General features: G+C 71.0%; 19 protein-coding genes and 1 tRNA gene. 10 read left to right on the forward strand and 10 right to left on the reverse strand.

What is annotated here, in order from left to right; translation table 11 throughout:
- The first annotated feature begins 127 nt into the window (after positions 1–127).
- Positions 128–409 carry an acyltransferase family protein gene (locus HBH26_RS05005; RefSeq protein ID WP_168133529.1) on the forward strand — a complete coding sequence of 94 codons (282 nt, stop codon included), beginning with the start codon at positions 128–130 and terminating at the stop codon, positions 407–409.
- A 63-nt stretch (positions 410–472) separates the two neighbouring features.
- On the opposite strand, the gene HBH26_RS05010 is transcribed toward HBH26_RS05005, so the two are convergent.
- A tRNA-Tyr gene (locus HBH26_RS05010) sits at positions 473–558 on the reverse strand.
- Positions 559–688: 130 nt separating this feature from the next.
- Between HBH26_RS05010 and HBH26_RS05015 the strand changes: the two genes are divergently transcribed.
- Positions 689–1,435: a TrmH family RNA methyltransferase gene (locus HBH26_RS05015; protein ID WP_168133530.1), complete on the forward strand. Its 747-nt coding sequence runs from the start codon at positions 689–691 to the stop codon at positions 1,433–1,435.
- Between the two features lie 13 nt (positions 1,436–1,448).
- Here HBH26_RS05015 and HBH26_RS05020 read toward each other — a convergent pair whose 3' ends face one another.
- Positions 1,449–1,766, reverse strand: coding sequence for a 2Fe-2S iron-sulfur cluster-binding protein (locus HBH26_RS05020; RefSeq protein ID WP_168133901.1), 318 nt, complete (start codon positions 1,764–1,766; stop codon positions 1,449–1,451).
- Positions 1,767–1,820: 54 nt separating this feature from the next.
- Here HBH26_RS05020 and HBH26_RS05025 point away from each other — a divergent pair, with 54 nt between their 5' ends.
- Positions 1,821–2,447 (forward strand): DNA-3-methyladenine glycosylase family protein, encoded by a 627-nt coding sequence (locus tag HBH26_RS05025; protein WP_168133531.1) that lies wholly within the window; start codon positions 1,821–1,823, stop codon positions 2,445–2,447.
- A 37-nt stretch (positions 2,448–2,484) separates the two neighbouring features.
- Here the strand turns inward: HBH26_RS05025 and HBH26_RS05030 are convergent, their stop codons facing one another.
- Positions 2,485–2,895: a DUF6869 domain-containing protein gene (locus HBH26_RS05030; protein WP_168133532.1), complete on the reverse strand. Its 411-nt coding sequence runs from the start codon at positions 2,893–2,895 to the stop codon at positions 2,485–2,487.
- 251 nt (positions 2,896–3,146) lie between these two features.
- Here HBH26_RS05030 and HBH26_RS05035 point away from each other — a divergent pair, with 251 nt between their 5' ends.
- The 3 genes from HBH26_RS05035 (at position 3,147) to HBH26_RS05045 (ending at position 5,868) form a co-directional block, all read left to right on the forward strand.
- Entirely contained in the window at positions 3,147–4,091 is a 945-nt protein-coding gene (locus HBH26_RS05035) for an alpha/beta fold hydrolase (RefSeq protein WP_168133533.1), read from the forward strand.
- A 95-nt stretch (positions 4,092–4,186) separates the two neighbouring features.
- The gene (locus HBH26_RS05040; protein ID WP_168133534.1) at positions 4,187–4,621 is read left to right on the forward strand and encodes a hypothetical protein; all 435 of its coding nucleotides are present in this window, start codon (positions 4,187–4,189) and stop codon (positions 4,619–4,621) included.
- 182 nt (positions 4,622–4,803) lie between these two features.
- Complete coding sequence (locus tag HBH26_RS05045; RefSeq protein WP_338057247.1) at positions 4,804–5,868, forward strand: DUF481 domain-containing protein; 1,065 nt, start codon at positions 4,804–4,806, stop codon at positions 5,866–5,868.
- A 174-nt stretch (positions 5,869–6,042) separates the two neighbouring features.
- Here HBH26_RS05045 and HBH26_RS05050 read toward each other — a convergent pair whose 3' ends face one another.
- Both HBH26_RS05050 and HBH26_RS05055 read right to left on the reverse strand, forming a co-directional pair.
- On the reverse strand, positions 6,043–6,486 hold the full coding sequence (locus tag HBH26_RS05050; protein ID WP_168133535.1) for a PaaI family thioesterase: 444 nt from the start codon (positions 6,484–6,486) through the stop codon (positions 6,043–6,045).
- 13 nt (positions 6,487–6,499) lie between these two features.
- On the reverse strand, positions 6,500–8,284 hold the full coding sequence (locus HBH26_RS05055; protein ID WP_168133536.1) for an ABC-F family ATP-binding cassette domain-containing protein: 1,785 nt from the start codon (positions 8,282–8,284) through the stop codon (positions 6,500–6,502).
- 109 nt (positions 8,285–8,393) lie between these two features.
- Between HBH26_RS05055 and HBH26_RS05060 the strand changes: the two genes are divergently transcribed.
- From HBH26_RS05060 to HBH26_RS05070, 3 genes are all read left to right on the forward strand, one after another.
- On the forward strand, positions 8,394–8,693 hold the full coding sequence (locus HBH26_RS05060; RefSeq protein ID WP_168133537.1) for a PepSY domain-containing protein: 300 nt from the start codon (positions 8,394–8,396) through the stop codon (positions 8,691–8,693).
- A gap of 100 nt (positions 8,694–8,793) precedes the next feature.
- On the forward strand, positions 8,794–9,459 hold the full coding sequence (locus HBH26_RS05065) for a response regulator transcription factor (protein ID WP_168133538.1): 666 nt from the start codon (positions 8,794–8,796) through the stop codon (positions 9,457–9,459).
- A gap of 190 nt (positions 9,460–9,649) precedes the next feature.
- On the forward strand, positions 9,650–10,957 hold the full coding sequence (locus HBH26_RS05070; RefSeq protein WP_168133903.1) for a sensor histidine kinase: 1,308 nt from the start codon (positions 9,650–9,652) through the stop codon (positions 10,955–10,957).
- Between the two features lie 30 nt (positions 10,958–10,987).
- On the opposite strand, the gene map is transcribed toward HBH26_RS05070, so the two are convergent.
- The 3 genes from map to murA form a co-directional block, all read right to left on the reverse strand.
- Positions 10,988–11,776 carry a type I methionyl aminopeptidase gene (map, locus tag HBH26_RS05075; protein WP_168133904.1) on the reverse strand — a complete coding sequence of 263 codons (789 nt, stop codon included), beginning with the start codon at positions 11,774–11,776 and terminating at the stop codon, positions 10,988–10,990.
- A 2-nt stretch (positions 11,777–11,778) separates the two neighbouring features.
- A complete protein-coding gene (locus tag HBH26_RS05080) occupies positions 11,779–11,976 on the reverse strand; it encodes a ParD-like family protein (RefSeq protein WP_168133539.1) in 198 nt (65 codons plus the stop codon).
- 397 nt (positions 11,977–12,373) lie between these two features.
- Entirely contained in the window at positions 12,374–13,657 is a 1,284-nt protein-coding gene (gene murA, locus HBH26_RS05085; protein WP_168133540.1) for a UDP-N-acetylglucosamine 1-carboxyvinyltransferase, read from the reverse strand.
- A 124-nt stretch (positions 13,658–13,781) separates the two neighbouring features.
- Here murA and HBH26_RS05090 point away from each other — a divergent pair, with 124 nt between their 5' ends.
- The gene (locus HBH26_RS05090; RefSeq protein ID WP_338057248.1) at positions 13,782–14,519 is read left to right on the forward strand and encodes a Crp/Fnr family transcriptional regulator; all 738 of its coding nucleotides are present in this window, start codon (positions 13,782–13,784) and stop codon (positions 14,517–14,519) included.
- Here the strand turns inward: HBH26_RS05090 and pgmG are convergent.
- Both pgmG and HBH26_RS05100 read right to left on the reverse strand, forming a co-directional pair.
- Entirely contained in the window at positions 14,491–15,873 is a 1,383-nt protein-coding gene (gene pgmG / locus HBH26_RS05095) for a phosphoglucomutase/phosphomannomutase PgmG (protein WP_168133541.1), read from the reverse strand. The genes HBH26_RS05090 and pgmG overlap by 29 nt on opposite strands.
- On the reverse strand, positions 15,870–16,130 hold the full coding sequence (locus tag HBH26_RS05100; RefSeq protein WP_168133542.1) for a DnaJ domain-containing protein: 261 nt from the start codon (positions 16,128–16,130) through the stop codon (positions 15,870–15,872). The genes pgmG and HBH26_RS05100 overlap by 4 nt, the downstream gene beginning before the upstream one ends.
- Positions 16,131–16,137 lie beyond the last annotated feature (7 nt).

A 16,137-nucleotide genomic window follows, 5' to 3' on the forward strand; every position in this document is an offset into this window, starting at 1 on the left:
GTCGGGCTACGCCCGCCCTACGCCGCAACCAGCGCGAACGGTGCGACCCCCATACCCGTCACGCTGCTTGACGAAGGGGGTCCCTTTTGCACGCCGATAGGGGGTCCTTTTTGGACGCCGATTGACAATGACGTTCCTGGTCGTCCGCCCGAACAGGATCACCCGCGCGCTCGTCTACCTGGGCGACGCGTCGTACAGCATCTACGTCTCGCACATCGTCTTCTCGGTGTCGGCCTGGCAGGTGGAGAGAAGGCTGCCGCTGCCTACCGACGCGGTCGGCGTGTTGCTCACCGCCATGGCGATCGTCGTCGGCTGCCTGTCGTACAGCCTGTTCGAACGGCAAGTGACCGACCGCCTCAAGGCTGCACGACGGACGCGCCGCACCGAACCGCAGGCGGTCAGCCCGTGACCCGACGCGAGCGTCGCCACGGGCAGGCGCCTCGCGGGACCGGAACGATGTTCGGGAAAGGCTTGGTGGAAGGGGCTGGATTCGAACCAGCGTACACTTGCGTGGGCAGATTTACAGTCTGCTGCCTTTAACCACTCGGCCACCCTTCCACGGGCGTCGCTTCGAAAAGCGAGGGCGCCCCATGCCGCCTCGATCCCCCCCTGTCAACGCACCTGTTGCACGGTTGCCGCGCGGGCGGCCCCGGCCTAACGCGTGCGGCATGACCGAGGGATCGAGATAATGGCGCGTCGCGGACACCGGCCGAGCCAGGCGACGGGGCAGCGGCCGCGGCTGTGGGGGCGGCATCCGGTGACGGCGGCGCTCGCCAATCCGAACCGCGTCGTGCGCAAGCTGTGGGCGACGCGCGAGGCGCTGGCGTCGCTGGACCTGCCGTCCACGCTCACCGTCGTCCATGCCGAGGCGCCGGACCTCGGCCGCCTGGTGCCCGCCGACGCGCCGCACCAGGGGCTGGTGGCGGAGGTCGATCCGCTCGACGACGTGTGGCTGGGCGACCTGCTGGCGAGCGAGGACGCCGGGCGCCGCCCGCTGGTCGTGCTGGACCAGGTGACCGATCCGCACAACGTCGGTGCGATCCTGCGCTCCGCCGCCGCGTTCGACGCGCTCGGCATCGTCACGCAGGATCGCCACGCCCCGCCCGAATCGGGCGCGCTGGCGCGGGCCGCATCGGGCGCGCTGGAGACGGTGCCCTGGGTGCGCGTCGTCAACCTGGCGCGCGCGCTGGAGGAGATCGCGGGCGCGGGCTACTGGCGGATCGGCCTCACCGGCCACGCGCGCGGCACGCTGGCCGACGCGCTCGGGCCGGAAAAGATCGCGATCGTGCTGGGCGCGGAGGGCGAGGGGATGCGCCAGAACACCGAGGCGCATTGCGATGACCTTGCCCGGCTGCCCATCTCCGGCCAGGTGGAGAGCCTGAACGTGTCGAACGCCGCCGCGATCGCGCTCTACGCGGTGGCCGCGCGGGGGTGATCCCCCGCGCGCGTCAATCCTCCTCCGCCACCGTCACCGTCAGTCCGTCGAGCGCGTCCTCGAACGGGATCTGGCACGACAGGCGCGAGTTGGCGTCGCGCGTCGCGCTCGAATCGAGCAGGTCGTTCTCGTCCTCGCTCATCGGCGGCAGCCGGTCGGCGAAGGCCGGGTCGACGTGGACGTGGCAGGTCGCGCAGGAGCAGCAGCCGCCGCACAGCGCCAGCACCTCGTCGATGCCGGCGTCGCGGATCACCTCCATCACGGAGAGGCCGGCGCTGCCGTCGATCTCGCGTTCTTCCCCTTCGCGCGTCACGACGATAAGCTTCGGCATCATGGCATCCTCATTGTGTCGGCCACTCCATGCCGCCGGATCGCAGGCCCCGCAATGGGATTGAGCGAGGGCGACCTGCGCGCCGGGCTGGACGCGCTGGCGACGATCGAGCCCGCGTTCGGCGCGGCGCTGGCGCGCGTCGGCTATCCCGCGCCGCGCATCCGCCCGCGCGGCTATGCCACGCTGCTGCGCACCATCCTGGGCCAGCAGGTGAGCGTGAAGGCGGCGGACGCGGTGTGGCGCAAGCTGGCGGAGCGGCAGGGCGATCCCGCCGATCCGGCGACCATCGTATCGGCGACCGACGAGGACCTGCGCGCCTGCGGCTTTTCGCGCCAGAAGGCCGCCTACGCGCGCCACCTGGCGGACGAGGTGACGAGCGGCCGGCTCGACCTCGCCAACCTCGCCGCCGACGACGAGGAAGCGATCGCGCAGCTGGTGCGGATCAAGGGCATCGGCCGCTGGTCGGCGGAGGTGTACCTGCTGTTCGCCGAGGGGCGGGCGGATATCTGGCCGGCGGGCGACCTCGCCGTGCAGATCGAGGTCGGCCGCATCCTCGGCCACGCCGCGCGCCCCGGCGAGCGGCAGGTGCGCGAATTGGCGGAGGCGTGGCGCCCCCACCGCGGCGCGGCGGCGATCTTCACGTGGCACCATTATGGCGCGACGGGGGATGCGCCGCTTTGATGGAAGCGTCCGGTTGTGGGTGGAAAACGGAAGTTGCTTAAGGCACGAACCCGCCGACGATGCGCTGCACACGAGCCCACAGCTCGTCCGACATTCCGTTCTGCCAGACACATGCTAAGGTCCAGAAGAAGCGGCGGTCTGCTCGTGCCTCGACCTCGACATCAGCGATCACTCGGTCACCATTTTCGCCAAGCAGCGTTTCAAGCGGCCCAGCGCCCAGCATGCCGAGGACTTGCTTAGCGCCGGTCTGACCTTCCGTGAACAGGTCCGACTCTGCATACCTGCTCACAACATCCTTAATCACGCTGAAGGCGAGTTCCGGCTCATCGTAGGCAAGTTCATCTAACCGGAAGCCCTTCTCAAAGACATCCTCCGGTGCGTCATCAGAGCTCTTATAGCACTGCAACGCAATCCAATCGTCACCATGTTCTTTCACTGAAAGCTGCATCGGCGACACGGTGCCAGCGACCCCTGATGTCCGCAAGTGGGCGATAGCGGACGCGGCGCCGGTGGGAGCGGCGGTGTCGTGTTCCGGTGGTGAGCGGACGCCCGGCGTACTGGAAGGCCGGCGGGGAAGCGGGCATGGCGGTCGCGCGCGAACGGAACGACCATGCCGACCGGCCGCGACCTGATCGCCGAAGTTGACCACGATCAAGATCCGTCGCACACCGTCGACGGGCAATTGCATCGGGGGCGATCGTGCGGCTGTCGCGGCGCGTGAAGGTGGCGGGCGGCGTGGTCCTGGCTGCGCTCGTGCTTGCCGGAAGCTGGATCGGCTATCGCATCCTGACGCACGGACCGCCCGCGCTGATCTACGCGCGGGTCGGTCCGCCCGCCGCTCGCCTGCGCTATGGGCCGGGCACCGCGCAGACGATCGACCTCCGCGTGCCGACGGGGGCGGGCCCCTTTCCGGTGGTCGTGCTGATCCATGGTGGCTGCTGGACCACCGAATACGGCAGCCCGGCCTACATGGCACCGCTGGCGGACGCATTGCTCCGGCACGGCGTTGCCAGCGCCAACATCGGCTATCGGCGAGTGGGCGAGGCGGGCGGCGGATGGCCGGGCACATTTCGCGACGTGGGGGCGGCGGTGGACGCGATCCGGATGGTCGGACCGCGCTATCGCCTCGATCCGACGCGCGTCGTCGTGGCGGGCCATTCCGCCGGTGCCCCGCTGGCGCTATGGAGCGCGACGCGCGCCCGGCTCCCGGCAACGAGCGATGTCTACGCCGACCGCCCCCTGATCCCGCGCGCCGTCGTCGCGATCGACGGACCGGGGGCATTGGGCCGCTTCATCGGCCAGGACGCGGACATTTGCGGCGACCCGGCGATCGTGCCGCTGATGGGCGGCACGCCGACGCAATTTCCGCGGCGTTACGCCGACGTCACGCCGCAGGACCGCTTGCCGCTCGGCGTGCCGCAATTCCTGATCCAGGGCGGCATGGACCATCCGGACGACGCGTACGTCGTGGCTGCCCGCGCGTCCGGCGATCCCGTCCGCTTCGTGCGGCCGCCGGGGCGCGTGACGCACTTCGACGTGCTGATGCCGTGGCAGCAGCAGGGAAAGCCCACGCTCGATGCGTTGCTGAGCGCCGCAGCCGTGACAGTCGGGGCAAGAACGCCATCTGCGATCCCGGCTCGATGAACGTCGGTCGCGACCGACGCGGCGGTGCCGGACGTCCGCAAGCGGGCGGCGCCCCCCGTTTCACCGCTTCCACACCACCCGCAGGATGACCGGAGATGAAGACGCCACTCGCCACCGGTGCCGGTCTCGCCCTTCTCCTGATCGCGGCAACCGCAGCGGCGCAGGCCAGTCCCTGGTTCGGCACCTGGTCGCTGCGGCCGAAGGATGCGGGCGGGAAGCCGGAGACGCTGGTATACAGCGACGCGGGCGGCGGCGCGATGCGGATGGAGTCGGTCGAGCAGCGTAGCGTCATCGTCACCCGCTTCGACGGCATACCGGCGGCGGATGTCGGCGCCGGCGCCGCGAAGGGGAACGCGCTCGCCGTCAAGGCGATCTCGCCGACCGTCTACGACTGGACCTTCTTCACCGGCGGAAAGCCGTTCGTGCAGGGGCGCAACACGCTCGCGCCCGACCGGAACTCGTTCAGCGAGGTGAGCTGGCTCGTCGGCAAGCCGGGCGACATCGTTACGCTGGTCTACGAGCGGCGGTGAGGCTGTCGAGCGCCTTCATGTGACGGCGCGATGCCACGCCGCCCGCCTTACGTGCGGCGCCCCGCGCAACGCCTTGAGGTTGAAGCCTTCGCACCCCGCTTCTATACGCCGCCCGTCGCCGCTGCGCGGGGTGCGGTGTCGTTCGGCGGCGCAGAGGGCAGGGTCGATGGTCGGATGTTGACGTGCTGATCCTGATGCTCTCCGCGCTGATCGCCGCCCCGGCTCCGGTCGCCGCCCCTCCTGCCGTCCGCCGCGCCCGCGCCGCCGCCCCGTTGCGCCGTCGCAAGGCGCGCCGCCCGATCTATCCCCGCCTGGAGGAGGTGGACACCGTCGTCGTGGAGGAGGACGCGCCCGATCCCGCGCCGCTCGACTGGGGCGAGCTGGTCGCGCTGCTGCCCGTGGTGCGCCCGCCCGAGATCCCGGCGGAGATCCGCGCCATGCTGGACGCCGCGATGCAGGACGGCGACGAGCGCGGCGTCGACACGATCGTCAAATACGCCCGTGTCGGCGATCCCATCTCCGCCGACCTCGTGCTGCGCCGCGCGACCGAGTGGCGCGACGCGCGCGCGCGGGCGCGCGACCAGAAGGTGCGCTCGGCGGGCATGTTCCAGCTCTGGCGCGGCCGGGTGGAGGCGGGCGGCTTCGTCTCGTCGGGCAATTCCAACGTCACGGGCCTCAGCGGCACGGCGGACCTGACGCGCGAGGGGCTGCGCTGGCGCCACCGCGTGCTGGCGCAGGCCGACCTGCAGCGCACCGACGGCATCACCAGCCGGGAGCGCTACGTCCTGGGCTACCAGCCCAATTACAAGATCAACGACCGCGGCTACATCTACGGCAACGCGCAGTTCGAGGCGGATCGCTTCCTCGGCTACGACCAGCGCTACAGCGCGTCGGCGGGCGCGGGCTACGGCGTGCTGCGGCGTGCCGGCCTGACGCTCGACCTGGAGGTCGGCCCGGCGTTCCGACAGACCGACTTCACCGACGGCACGATGCAGAGCAGCCTCGCCGCGCGCGGCAGCGTCGACCTGGACTGGACGCTGGTGAGCGGCCTCGTCTTCACGCAGGACGCCTCGGCCTATCTCGAGCGGTTCAACAGCACGGTGCGCAGCGTCAGCGGCATCGAGGCGAAGCTGATCGGCCCGCTGTCCGCAAAATTGTCGTACACGCTGCAATATGAGAGTCAGCCGCCGGAAGGGCGCCTCTCCACCGATTCGATCACCCGCGCGTCGCTGGTCTACAGCTTCTGAGGACCGGCTCGCCATCAGGTGATCCGTTCGTCCCGCCGAGCCGCTGAGCGAAGCGAAGTGGCGTCTCGAAGGACAGGTGTGTCCCATCTCCTTCGAGACGGGCTTTCGCCTGCGCTCGATCCCTCCTCGGGACGAACGGAGGCGGGCGACCCGACGCCGCTCCGGAGTCCGCCCTTACCCCACCCGCTTCAGCGTGGCGGAGAAGGCGAACACCGCGCGGTCCTCCTGCTCCATCGTGCCGCGCACGAAGATGAGGCTGCGGCCCTGGCGCAGCACCTCGCCGCGCGCGGTCAGCAGCGTGCCCGGATGCGCGGCCGCGAGGAACTCGGCATTGAACGTCACCGTCACGCCGTGGACGCCCTGTTCGGCGCCGCCGGCGATGGCGAACAGCGCGAAGTCCGCGAAGCTCATCAGCGCGCCGCCGTGGATCGCGCCCGATCCGTTGCGGTGGTGCGCCTGCGGCAGGAAGCCGCACAGCACGCCGCGCTCGTCGCGCCGCGCGTAGAACGGGCCCACGTGATCCTCGTAGGGATCGCCGGGCATCCACGTGGACCAGCCCGCCCACTCGCCCGTCTCGACCGCGACGAAGTGCGCGCCGGGCGCCGCATTCTCGGTCATGCCGCTGCTGTCCTCACGCCATCGCCTCCACCTGCTCCGCCAGCTCCAGCCAGCGCAGTTCCGCCGCATCCTTCTCCGCGCGCTGCGCGGCGATCCCCTGCGACAGGCGGTCGAACCCGGCGGGATCGCGCGCGTAGAGCGCGGGGTCGGCCAGCGCCGCCTCGTCGCGCGCGATGGCGGCGTCCAGCGCCTCGATCCGCGCGGGCAGCAGGTCGTAGTCGCGCTGGTCCTTGTAGCTCAGCTTCGCGCGCACCGGCTTGGCGGGCGCGGGGGCAGGGGCCTCCTTCGCCGCCGCCGCCTTGCGCGGCTCGGCGCGCGGCCGGCGCCGGCGCTCCCAATCCTCGTAGCCGCCGGCGACCACGTCCACCTGCCCGCTGCCGTCCAGCCCCAGCGTGACGGTGACGGTGCGGTCGAGGAAGTCGCGGTCGTGGCTGACGATCAGGACGGTGCCCTCGTAATCGGCGATCACCTCCTGCAACAGGTCCAGCGTCTCCAGGTCGAGGTCGTTGGTCGGCTCGTCCAGCACCAGGAAGTTCGACGGCCGCGCGAACTCGCGCGCCAGCAGCAGCCGGGACCGCTCGCCGCCCGACAGCGTGCCCACCTTCGCCTCCACGAGGTGCGGATCGAACAGGAAGTCCTTCAGATAGCCGTGGATGTGCTTGCGCGTGCCCAGCACGTCGATCCACTCGCCGCCGTCGGCCAGCACCTCGCGCACCGTCTTGTCCGGTGCCATCAGGCGGCGCTGCTGGTCGATGACGATGCCGTCCAGCGTGCGGGCGCGCTTCACGCTGCCGCTGTCGGGCTCCAGCTCGCCGGTCAGCAGCCGCAGCAGCGTCGTCTTGCCCGCGCCGTTGGCACCGACCACGCCGATCCGGTCGCCGCGCGCCACGCGGAAGGTCAGGTCCCTGATGACGGGGCGGTCGCCCCAGGATTTGGTGACGTGCTCGGCGTCGATCACCACCTTGGTCTTGCTGTCGTCGCTCGCCATCGCCAGCGCGGCGGTGCCCTGCGGCCCGATCATCGCGGCGCGGGTAGCGCGCATCTCCTTCAGCTTGGCGAGCCGGCCCTGGTTGCGCCGCCGCCGCCCGGTGACTCCGCGCTGCAGCCAATGCTCCTCGATCTTCAGCTTGGCGTCCAGCCGCTGCGCATTGCGCTCCTCTTCCGCGTGCACCGCGTCGGTCCACGCCTCGAATCCGCCGAAGCCCACCTCGTTGCGGCGCAGCTGGCCGCGATCGAGCCACAGCGTCTGCTTCGTCAGTCGGGTGAGGAAGGTGCGGTCGTGGCTGATGACGACGAAGGCGCCGCGGAACCGGCCCAGCCACTCCTCCAGCCACTCGATCGCGGTGATGTCGAGATGGTTGGTCGGCTCGTCCAGCAGCAGCACGTCGGGATCGAGCGCCAGTGCGCGCACGATCGCGGCGCGCCGCCGCTCGCCCCCGCTGGCGGTCGCCGCCTCGCGGGTCAGGTCGATGCCGAGCTGCCCGGCGATCGCGTCCGCCTCGTACCGCTCGGGCGCGCGCGCGCCGGACAGGACGTAGTCGGCCAGCGTCGCGCAGCCCGTCAGGTCGGGTTCCTGCTCCAGCATCACCACATTGGTGCCCGGAACCAGGGTGCGTCGCCCCTCGTCCGCCTCGATCGCCCCCGCGATCAGCCGCAGCAGCGTCGACTTGCCCGCGCCGTTGCGCCCGATCAGCGCCAGCCGGTCGCGCGCGCCGATGTAGAGGTCGAGATGTCGGAAGAGCCAGCCGGAGCCCTGGACGAGGCCCAGGTCTTCGTAGGCGAGGATGGGAGCGGCCATGACGGGGGCAGCTAGGACGTCGCGCGCCCGCTCGCAACCGCGGCGGACCAGGACCGTTGGCGGGGGCGCCACATTCATTCGCTATTCAACGCGTCGTCCCTATGGTCTTATGGTGAGATTGCCCCTGCTGCTTCCCCTCCTCGCCGTGCTGGCCGCCGCCGCGCCGCTTCCCGGCGACCAGGATCGCGAGAGCGTGCAGGCGTGGCGCGCGACCCGGCAAGGCCGCGTGCTGCCGCTGAAGGAGATCGAGCGGCGCGTGGTGCCCATGATGAAGGGGGCGCAGTACATCGGCTTCGACCTGGAGCTGCCCAGCGGCGTCTACACGCTGAAGTTCCTGAAGAACGGCAACGTGATCTGGGTGGACGTGGATGGCCGCTCGGGCAAGATCCTCGGGCAGACGGGGCGCTGATTGTCCGCGTTCAGCCCCGCGACAGTCGCATTTCCATAGCGGCCGGCTTTCGTGCTAGCGCGCGATCCGGCCGTTTTTTCTTGCAGGAGCTCCACCACCGATGCGCGTGCTGATCGTCGAGGACGAGCCCAACCTGGGGCAGCAGCTGAAGAACACGCTGGAGGGCGCGGGCTATGCCATCGACCTCGCCACCGATGGCGAGGAGGGGCATTTCCTCGGCTCGACGGAGAGCTACGACGCGATCGTGCTGGACCTGGGCCTGCCCGAGATCGACGGGCTGACCGTGCTCGACCGCTGGCGCAAGGAGGGCAAGACCATGCCCGTGCTGGTGCTGACGGCGCGCGACAGCTGGTCGGACAAGGTGGCGGGGCTGGACGCGGGCGCGGACGATTACGTCGCCAAGCCGTTCCAGACCGAGGAGCTGATCGCCCGGCTGCGCGCGCTGATCCGCCGCGCGTCGGGCAACGCCTCGTCGGAACTGACCGCGGGCGACGTGCGGCTCGACACCCGGTCGGGCAATGTGACGCGCGCGGGCGAACCGGTGAAGCTGACCGCGCAGGAATACAAGCTGCTCAGCTACCTCCTCCACCACAAGGGCAAGGTGGTGAGCCGTACCGAGCTGATCGAGCACATCTACGACCAGGATTTCGACCGCGATTCGAACACGATCGAGGTGTTCGTCACGCGCATCCGCAAGAAGCTGGGGCAGGACGTCATCACCACGATCCGCGGGCTGGGCTACAGCCTGGAGGATCCGGACGCCTGACCGGCTTTCCGGCCGTGCCTCCGCCCCGGCGAACGCCGGGGTCCAGGTGGGAAGAGCCCCGTGATGATGCGCGACGCCCAGTGACGATCCGTCCACAGCTCAACCCCGGCGCGCGCCGGGGTGGTCGCCGATGACCGAAGAGGCATCCGCGCCGGACATGCCCCGCGCGCGCGGGTCGCTGTCGCAGCGCATGATCCTGATCGCCGCGGTGTGGATCAGCGTGCTGCTGGCCGGCGGCGGCTTCGCGCTCGACCGCGTGCTGGTGGCCGCCGTCACGCGCAACGCCGACGACCAGCTCGAATACGTCCTGCGATCGCTGCTCGTCTCCGCGGAGATCGGGCCGGAGGGCGAGGTGATCTTCAACCGCGAACCCGCCGACCAGCGTTTCCTCGAACCCTATTCGGGCCTCTACTGGCAGGTGTCCGCGCCGGGGAAGGAGACCTTTCCGTCGCGCTCGCTGTGGGACCGCCAGCTCGCCTATGGCGCCCGCCACCGCGACCGCAACATCCACACCTACGACAGCCGACAGTTCGGCGAGGAGAAATTGCGCGTCGTCGAGCGCGACGTGAAGCTGCCCGGCTCGCCGACGTGGTGGCGCTTCCAGGTCGCCTCCAGCCGCGAGGCGCTGGACGCGCAGATCGCGATCCTGCGCCGCACGCTGGTGCGCAGCTTCGTGCTGCTGGGCCTCGGCCTCATCATCCTCGCCGCGATACAGACCTTCTACGGTCTGCTGCCGCTGCGCCGTGTCCGGCTGGAGATCGCGAAGATGCGCGCGGGCCGCTCCAGCCGCATCGCCGGCGACATGCCGGTGGAGGTCATGCCGATGGTGGAGGAACTGAACGCGCTGGTCGCGCACAACGAGACGCAGGCGGAGGAGGCGCGGCGCCACGCCGGCAACCTCGCGCACGCACTGAAGACGCCGCTCACCGTCATCATGAACGCCGCCACCGCGCAGGCCGACGACCTCGCCGACACGGTGGTGCGCGAGGCGCGGACGATGCGGCGACAGGTGGACCACCACCTCGCCCGCGCCCGCGCGGTCGGTCGCCGCGGCTCCGCGCACAGCCGGGCGGAGGTGTGGCCCAGCGTCGAATCGGTCGAGCGCGCGGTGCAGCGCCTCTATCCCCACGTCCGCATCGACATGGACGGGCCCAGGGGCCTGGTCGCGCATATCGAGCGGCAGGACCTCGACGAGATCATGGGCAACCTGGTCGAGAACGCCGCCAAGTACGGCGGCGGCAGCGTGTTCGTGACGGTGGGCGTGCAGGCCGGCTTCGTCGAGGTCATGGTGGAGGACGACGGCATGGGCATTCCCGAGGCCGACCGCATCCGCATCTTTGACCGCGGCGTGCGGCTGGACAGCGGCAAGCCCGGCACCGGCCTCGGCCTCGCCATCGTGCGCGACGTGGCGGAGATCTACGACGGCACGGTCAGCCTGGAGGAGAGCGAGGACCTGGGCGGCCTGCTGGTCCGCCTGCGCCTGCCGGCGGCGAGCTGATCCGCGAGCCGCCGCGCACCCCGTTCCCTTTCACGCCGCCCGCCGCGCTCCCGCGACCGGCACCACCTCGTCCCGCCGCAGCGTCAGCACCTCCACGCCGTCGCGCGTCACCGCGACCGTATGCTCGAACTGCGCGGAGAGGCGGCCGTCCTGCGTCACCACGGTCCAGCCGTCGTCCTGCGTCGCGACGCGGCGACTGCCCTGGTTCACCATCGGCTCGATCGTGAAGGTCATGCCCTCGCGCAGCACGGGGCCGGTGCCCGGCTTGCCGAAGTTCAGCACCTGCGGCTCCTCGTGCATCTCGCGGCCGATGCCGTGGCCGCAGAACTCGCGCACCACCGCATAGCCGTTCTTCTTCGCGTGGCGCTCGATCGCGGCGCCGACGTCGCCCAGCCGCGCGCCGGGGCGCACCGCACCGATGCCTTTCCACATCGCCTCCTGCGCCACGCGCACCAGCCGGCGCGCGGCGGGGCTGGCGGCGCCGACGACGTAGGTCTTGCTCGAGTCGGCGATGAATCCGTCCTTCTCCAGCGTGATGTCCAGGTTCACGATGTCGCCGTCGCCTATCGTCGCATCCGCGGCGGGTACGCCGTGGCAGACGACCTGGTTGATCGACGAGTTCAGCACGAAGCCGTAGCCGTACTGCCCCTTGCTGGCCGGGCGGGCGGCCAGGTCGTCGGTGATGAACCGCTCGACACGATCGTTCACCTCCAGCGTCGAGCGTCCGGCGAGGTCCAGCCCGTCCAGCATTTCGAACACCTGCGCCAGCAGCCGGCCCGACGCGCGCATCAGCGCCAGTTCGCCCGGCGACTTCACCACGGTCATGCCGCCTCCTGCACCGCCGCCGCCGCCGCCAGCTGCCGGCGGACCAGGTCGTTGAACGACAGCATCGGGTTGGCTTCCGCCAGCATGCCGATCTTCATCCAGAACTCCGCCTGCGCGTTGATCGAGCGGCACATCACCCCGCTCGCCCGCCGTGCCTCCTCGTGCAGCGCCTCGTCGATCTTCACGATGCCCATGCCATGCTCCTGTCGCTGCACGTGCCCGAAACGTCCGTCGCCGCGTGGCCTTCGACTGCGCTCAGGTCGAACGGCGGAACGTACGCACACGCGATCGGTACCCGTGCCAAGACGCCCACCTTCCGTTCGTGCTGAGCGAAGTCGAAGCACATGCACCGCCCGCGCTCGGCCCGAACAGGGACGCAGCCTCCATCCGAACTATATACGATCCGTATGCCGTGCGGTCAAACGGCCGCACCTCGCTGTCCTACAATGGCGGAAACTGCGATGGTCCCGACCCGCTCTTTCGCATCGTCGATCCCGCGACCGGCACGCCGGTTCCGCGCCTCAACATTCGCCGCGCGCAACCGCGCCGGCGGGTCAACACCCTCAACGTTCGCGCCAGACGGCGCGGCGCTCAGCCGTCGCCGGCGCGCTCGATGTCGGCGCCCACCGCGGACAGCTTCTCCTCCAGCCGCTCGTAGCCGCGGTCGAGGTGGTAGACGCGGCTGACCGTCGTCTCGCCCTCGGCGACCAGCCCGGCGATGATGAGGCTCATCGACGCGCGCAGGTCCGTCGCCATCACCGGAGCGCCGACCAGCCGGTCGACGCCGCGCACCACCGCGGTGCGCCCGCGCACCTGGATGTCCGCGCCCATCCGCGCCAGCTCGGGCACGTGCATGTAGCGGTTCTCGAAGATCGTCTCCGTCAGCACGCTGGCGCCGTCGGCCTTGCACAGCATCGCCATGAACTGCGCCTGCATGTCGGTGGCGAAGCCGGGATAGGGAGCGGTGGAGAGCGTCAGCGGTGCGAGTTTCCCGTCGGAGACGACGCGCATGCTGCGCTTGCCTGCCTCCACCGTCACGCCCGCGGCGCGCAGCGCGTCGATCGTCGCGCCCATCTCGTCGGGCGCCACCTCGGTCAGCTCCACGTCGCCGCCCGCCACCGCCACCGCGCAGGCGTAACTGCCCGCCTCGATCCGGTCGGGCATGACGGCGTAGGTCGCGCCGTGCAGCTCGTCCACGCCCTCGATCTCCAGCGTCTCCGTGCCGATCCCCTCGATCTGCGCGCCCATCGCCACCAGGCAGCGGCACAGGTCGACGATCTCCGGCTCGCGTGCCGCATTCTCGATCCGGCTCGGCCCGCGGGCGGTCGCCGCCGCCATCAGCACGTTCTCCGTCGCGCCGACGGACACGATCGGAAAGGCGTAGCGCCCGCCGCTCAACCGTCCCCCCGGCGCCCGCGCCGTGACGTAGCCCGCGCTCATCTCCAGCTCCGCGCCGATCGCCTCCAGCGCCTTCAGGTGCAGGTCGATCGGGCGGTTGCCGATCGCGCAGCCGCCGGGCAGCGACACCCGCGCCTCGCCCATCCGCGCCAGGATCGGGCCCAGCACCAGGATCGAGGCGCGCATCTTGCGCACGATGTCGTAGGGGGCCTCCGTCGACGTCAGCTGCCCGGCGCGGATCGTCATCACGCGCCCGAACTCGCCGGGGCTCGTCCCCTCGATGCTGGTCGAGGCGCCGACCTGGTTCAGGAGGTGGCCGAACCCGTCCACGTCGGCCAGCCGCGGCAGGTTGCGCAGCGTCACCGGCTCGTCCGTCAGGAGCGCGCAGGGCATCAGCGTCAGCGCCGCGTTCTTCGCGCCGGAAACGGGAATCTTGCCGGAAAGGCGGTTGCCGCCGCGGATCAGGATACGGTCCATGTCGCGGCTCTACCCAACCGGCTTCCCGCCGCCAAGCGATCGTCAGGGCCGGTTGATCGACTTTAATGCGAGCGTTCCCCACCGCCGCCTAGGCATATAGGACAAATCGGGGGATTACAGACACGTGGCCATCCGTTGCCTTGCCGATCACATCGGGGGCCTTCTTGATCTGACACCGGAGGAGCGGGCGACGCTCGACCGGCTGGGCGAGCGCGAGCGGTCGATCCGGCGCGGCGCCGTGCTGCTGCGGGAGAACGACCGCACGTCGGAACTCTTCGTGCTGCTGTCCGGCAACATGATGTCCTACGTCCTGCTGGACGACGGCAGCCGGCAGATCCTGCGCTTCCTGTTCCCCGGCGACCTGCTGGCGACCGCGGCGATCGGCTATTCCAGCTCGCCGGAGACGCTGGTGGCGCAGACGGAGAGCGTGGTGTGCCCGATCGACCGGGTCGAGTTGCTGACGATGGCGCAGCAGCACCCGCGGCTGCTGCTGACGCTGGTGGCGATCGAGCAGGCGGAGCGGACGGCGCTGATCGACCGGCTGGCGGGGCTGGGCCGCACGTCCGCGCGTGCGCGCGTGGCGGCGGTGCTCCTCGACATCCGCGACCGCATGAGGCGCGGCGATCCGGCGATCGCGAACAGCTTCGTCCTGTCGCTGACGCAGGAAGAGATCGGCGACGCCACCGGGCTGACGGCGGTGCACGTCAACCGGATGCTGCGCACGCTGGAGGACGACGCGCTGATCGCGCGCTCGGGCGGGCGGGTGACCGTGCTGAACGAGCCGTCGCTGCGCCGCGCCGCCAACTACGTCGACCGGCAGGCGACGATGGACCTCAGCTGGATGCCCGCGCCGGCGGCGTGACGCCGGCCGCGGCCAGATAGCCGTCGATCGCGCCGGTCAGCCGCGCGAGGCCCGCCGCGTCGCGCCCCTCCGCGCGCAGCGTCAGCGCGGCCTCGGTGTTGCTGGCGCGCAGCAGCCACCAGCCGTCGGCGGTGGTGACGCGTGCGCCGTCGGTGCGGTCTACGCAGGCGCCGTCCCGCTCCAGCGCGGCGACGATCGCGTCCACCACCGCGTGCTTCTCCGCCTCCGCCACCGCGACGCGGACTTCCGGTGTCGCGCGGCGCGGCGGCAGGTCGTCGCGCAGCGCCGCCAGGGTCGTGCCCGACCGGTGGAGCGCGTCGATCAGCCGGATCGCCGCGTAGAGCGCGTCGTCGAAGCCGTACCAGCCGTCGCCGTAGAAGATGTGGCCCGACAGCTCGCCGCCGATCGGCGCGCCGGTCTGGGCCATCAGCGCCTTCATGTGGCTGTGCCCCGTCCGTCCCATCACGACGCGACCGCCCAGGCCGGTAATGCGGTCGAACACCGCCTGGCTCGACTTCACGTCGGCGACGATCGCCGCGCCGGGGAAGCGTGCCAGCAGCGGCTGCGCCAGGATCGCCAGGATCTCGTCGCCGTAGAGCACGCGCCCGCGGCCATCGACCAGGCCGATGCGGTCGCCGTCGCCGTCGAAGGCCACGCCGAAGTCGAGCCCTTCCGCGGCGACCAGCGCCTTCAGGTCCGCCAGGTTCGCCTCGACCGTGGGATCGGGATGGTGGTTGGGAAACTCGCCGTCGATCTGCGTGAACAGCAGGTGGTGCTCCCCCGGCAGGTGCCGGACCAGCCGCTCCAGTATCGGCCCCGCGGCGCCGTTGCCGCAATCCCAAGCGATGCGGAACGCGCCGCCGGACTGGCCCTCCGTCAGGCGGGCGACATAGGCATCCGCGACGTCGGCATCGACGATCCCGCCCGCGCCCTCGCTCCACGCGCCCGCCGCGGAAAGGCGGGCGAGGTCGCGCACGTCGTCGCCGTAGAAGCTGGCGCGCTGCAGCACCATCTTGAAGCCGTTGTCCTCCTTGGGATTGTGGCTGCCCGTCACCTGGATGCCGCCATCCACCTCGAGCGTGTGCGCGGCATAGTACAGCATCGGCGACGGGCAGAGGCCGATCCGCACCACGTCCACCCCGCCGGCGGCCAGCCCCTCGGCCAGCGCCGCCGCCAGCATGGGCGAGTGGGTGCGCCCGTCGTAGCCCAGCGCCACGCGCCGCCCGCCGACGCCGCGCACGCGCGTGGCGAAGCTGCGCCCCACCGCCCACGCGTCCGCCGCGGCCAGGTTGCGGCCGACGGTGCCGCGGATGTCGTAGTCGCGCAGGATCTCGGGTGCGAGGACGTGGCTCATCGCGCGCGGTCGACCCGCGCGAGCAGCAGGTCGCGCGCCGCGTTCAGCCGCCTGGCCGCCTCGTCGGAGCCGCCGCGGTCGGGATGCGCCTGCGCCATCAGCCGGCGATGCGCGGCGCGGATCGCGTCGGCATCGGCGTCGGTGCGCACGCGCAGCAGCCGGCGCGCGGCGACGGCCGGGTCGGCCTTCGCCTTCGGCTTCGCGAGCAGGCGCCAGGCGAGATAGATCACCAGCGCCGCGACGATCCACTTGGTCATGCGTGCG

The organism is Sphingomonas corticis (assembly GCF_012035195.1).
Taxonomy (GTDB): Bacteria; Pseudomonadota; Alphaproteobacteria; order Sphingomonadales; family Sphingomonadaceae; genus Sphingomonas; species Sphingomonas corticis.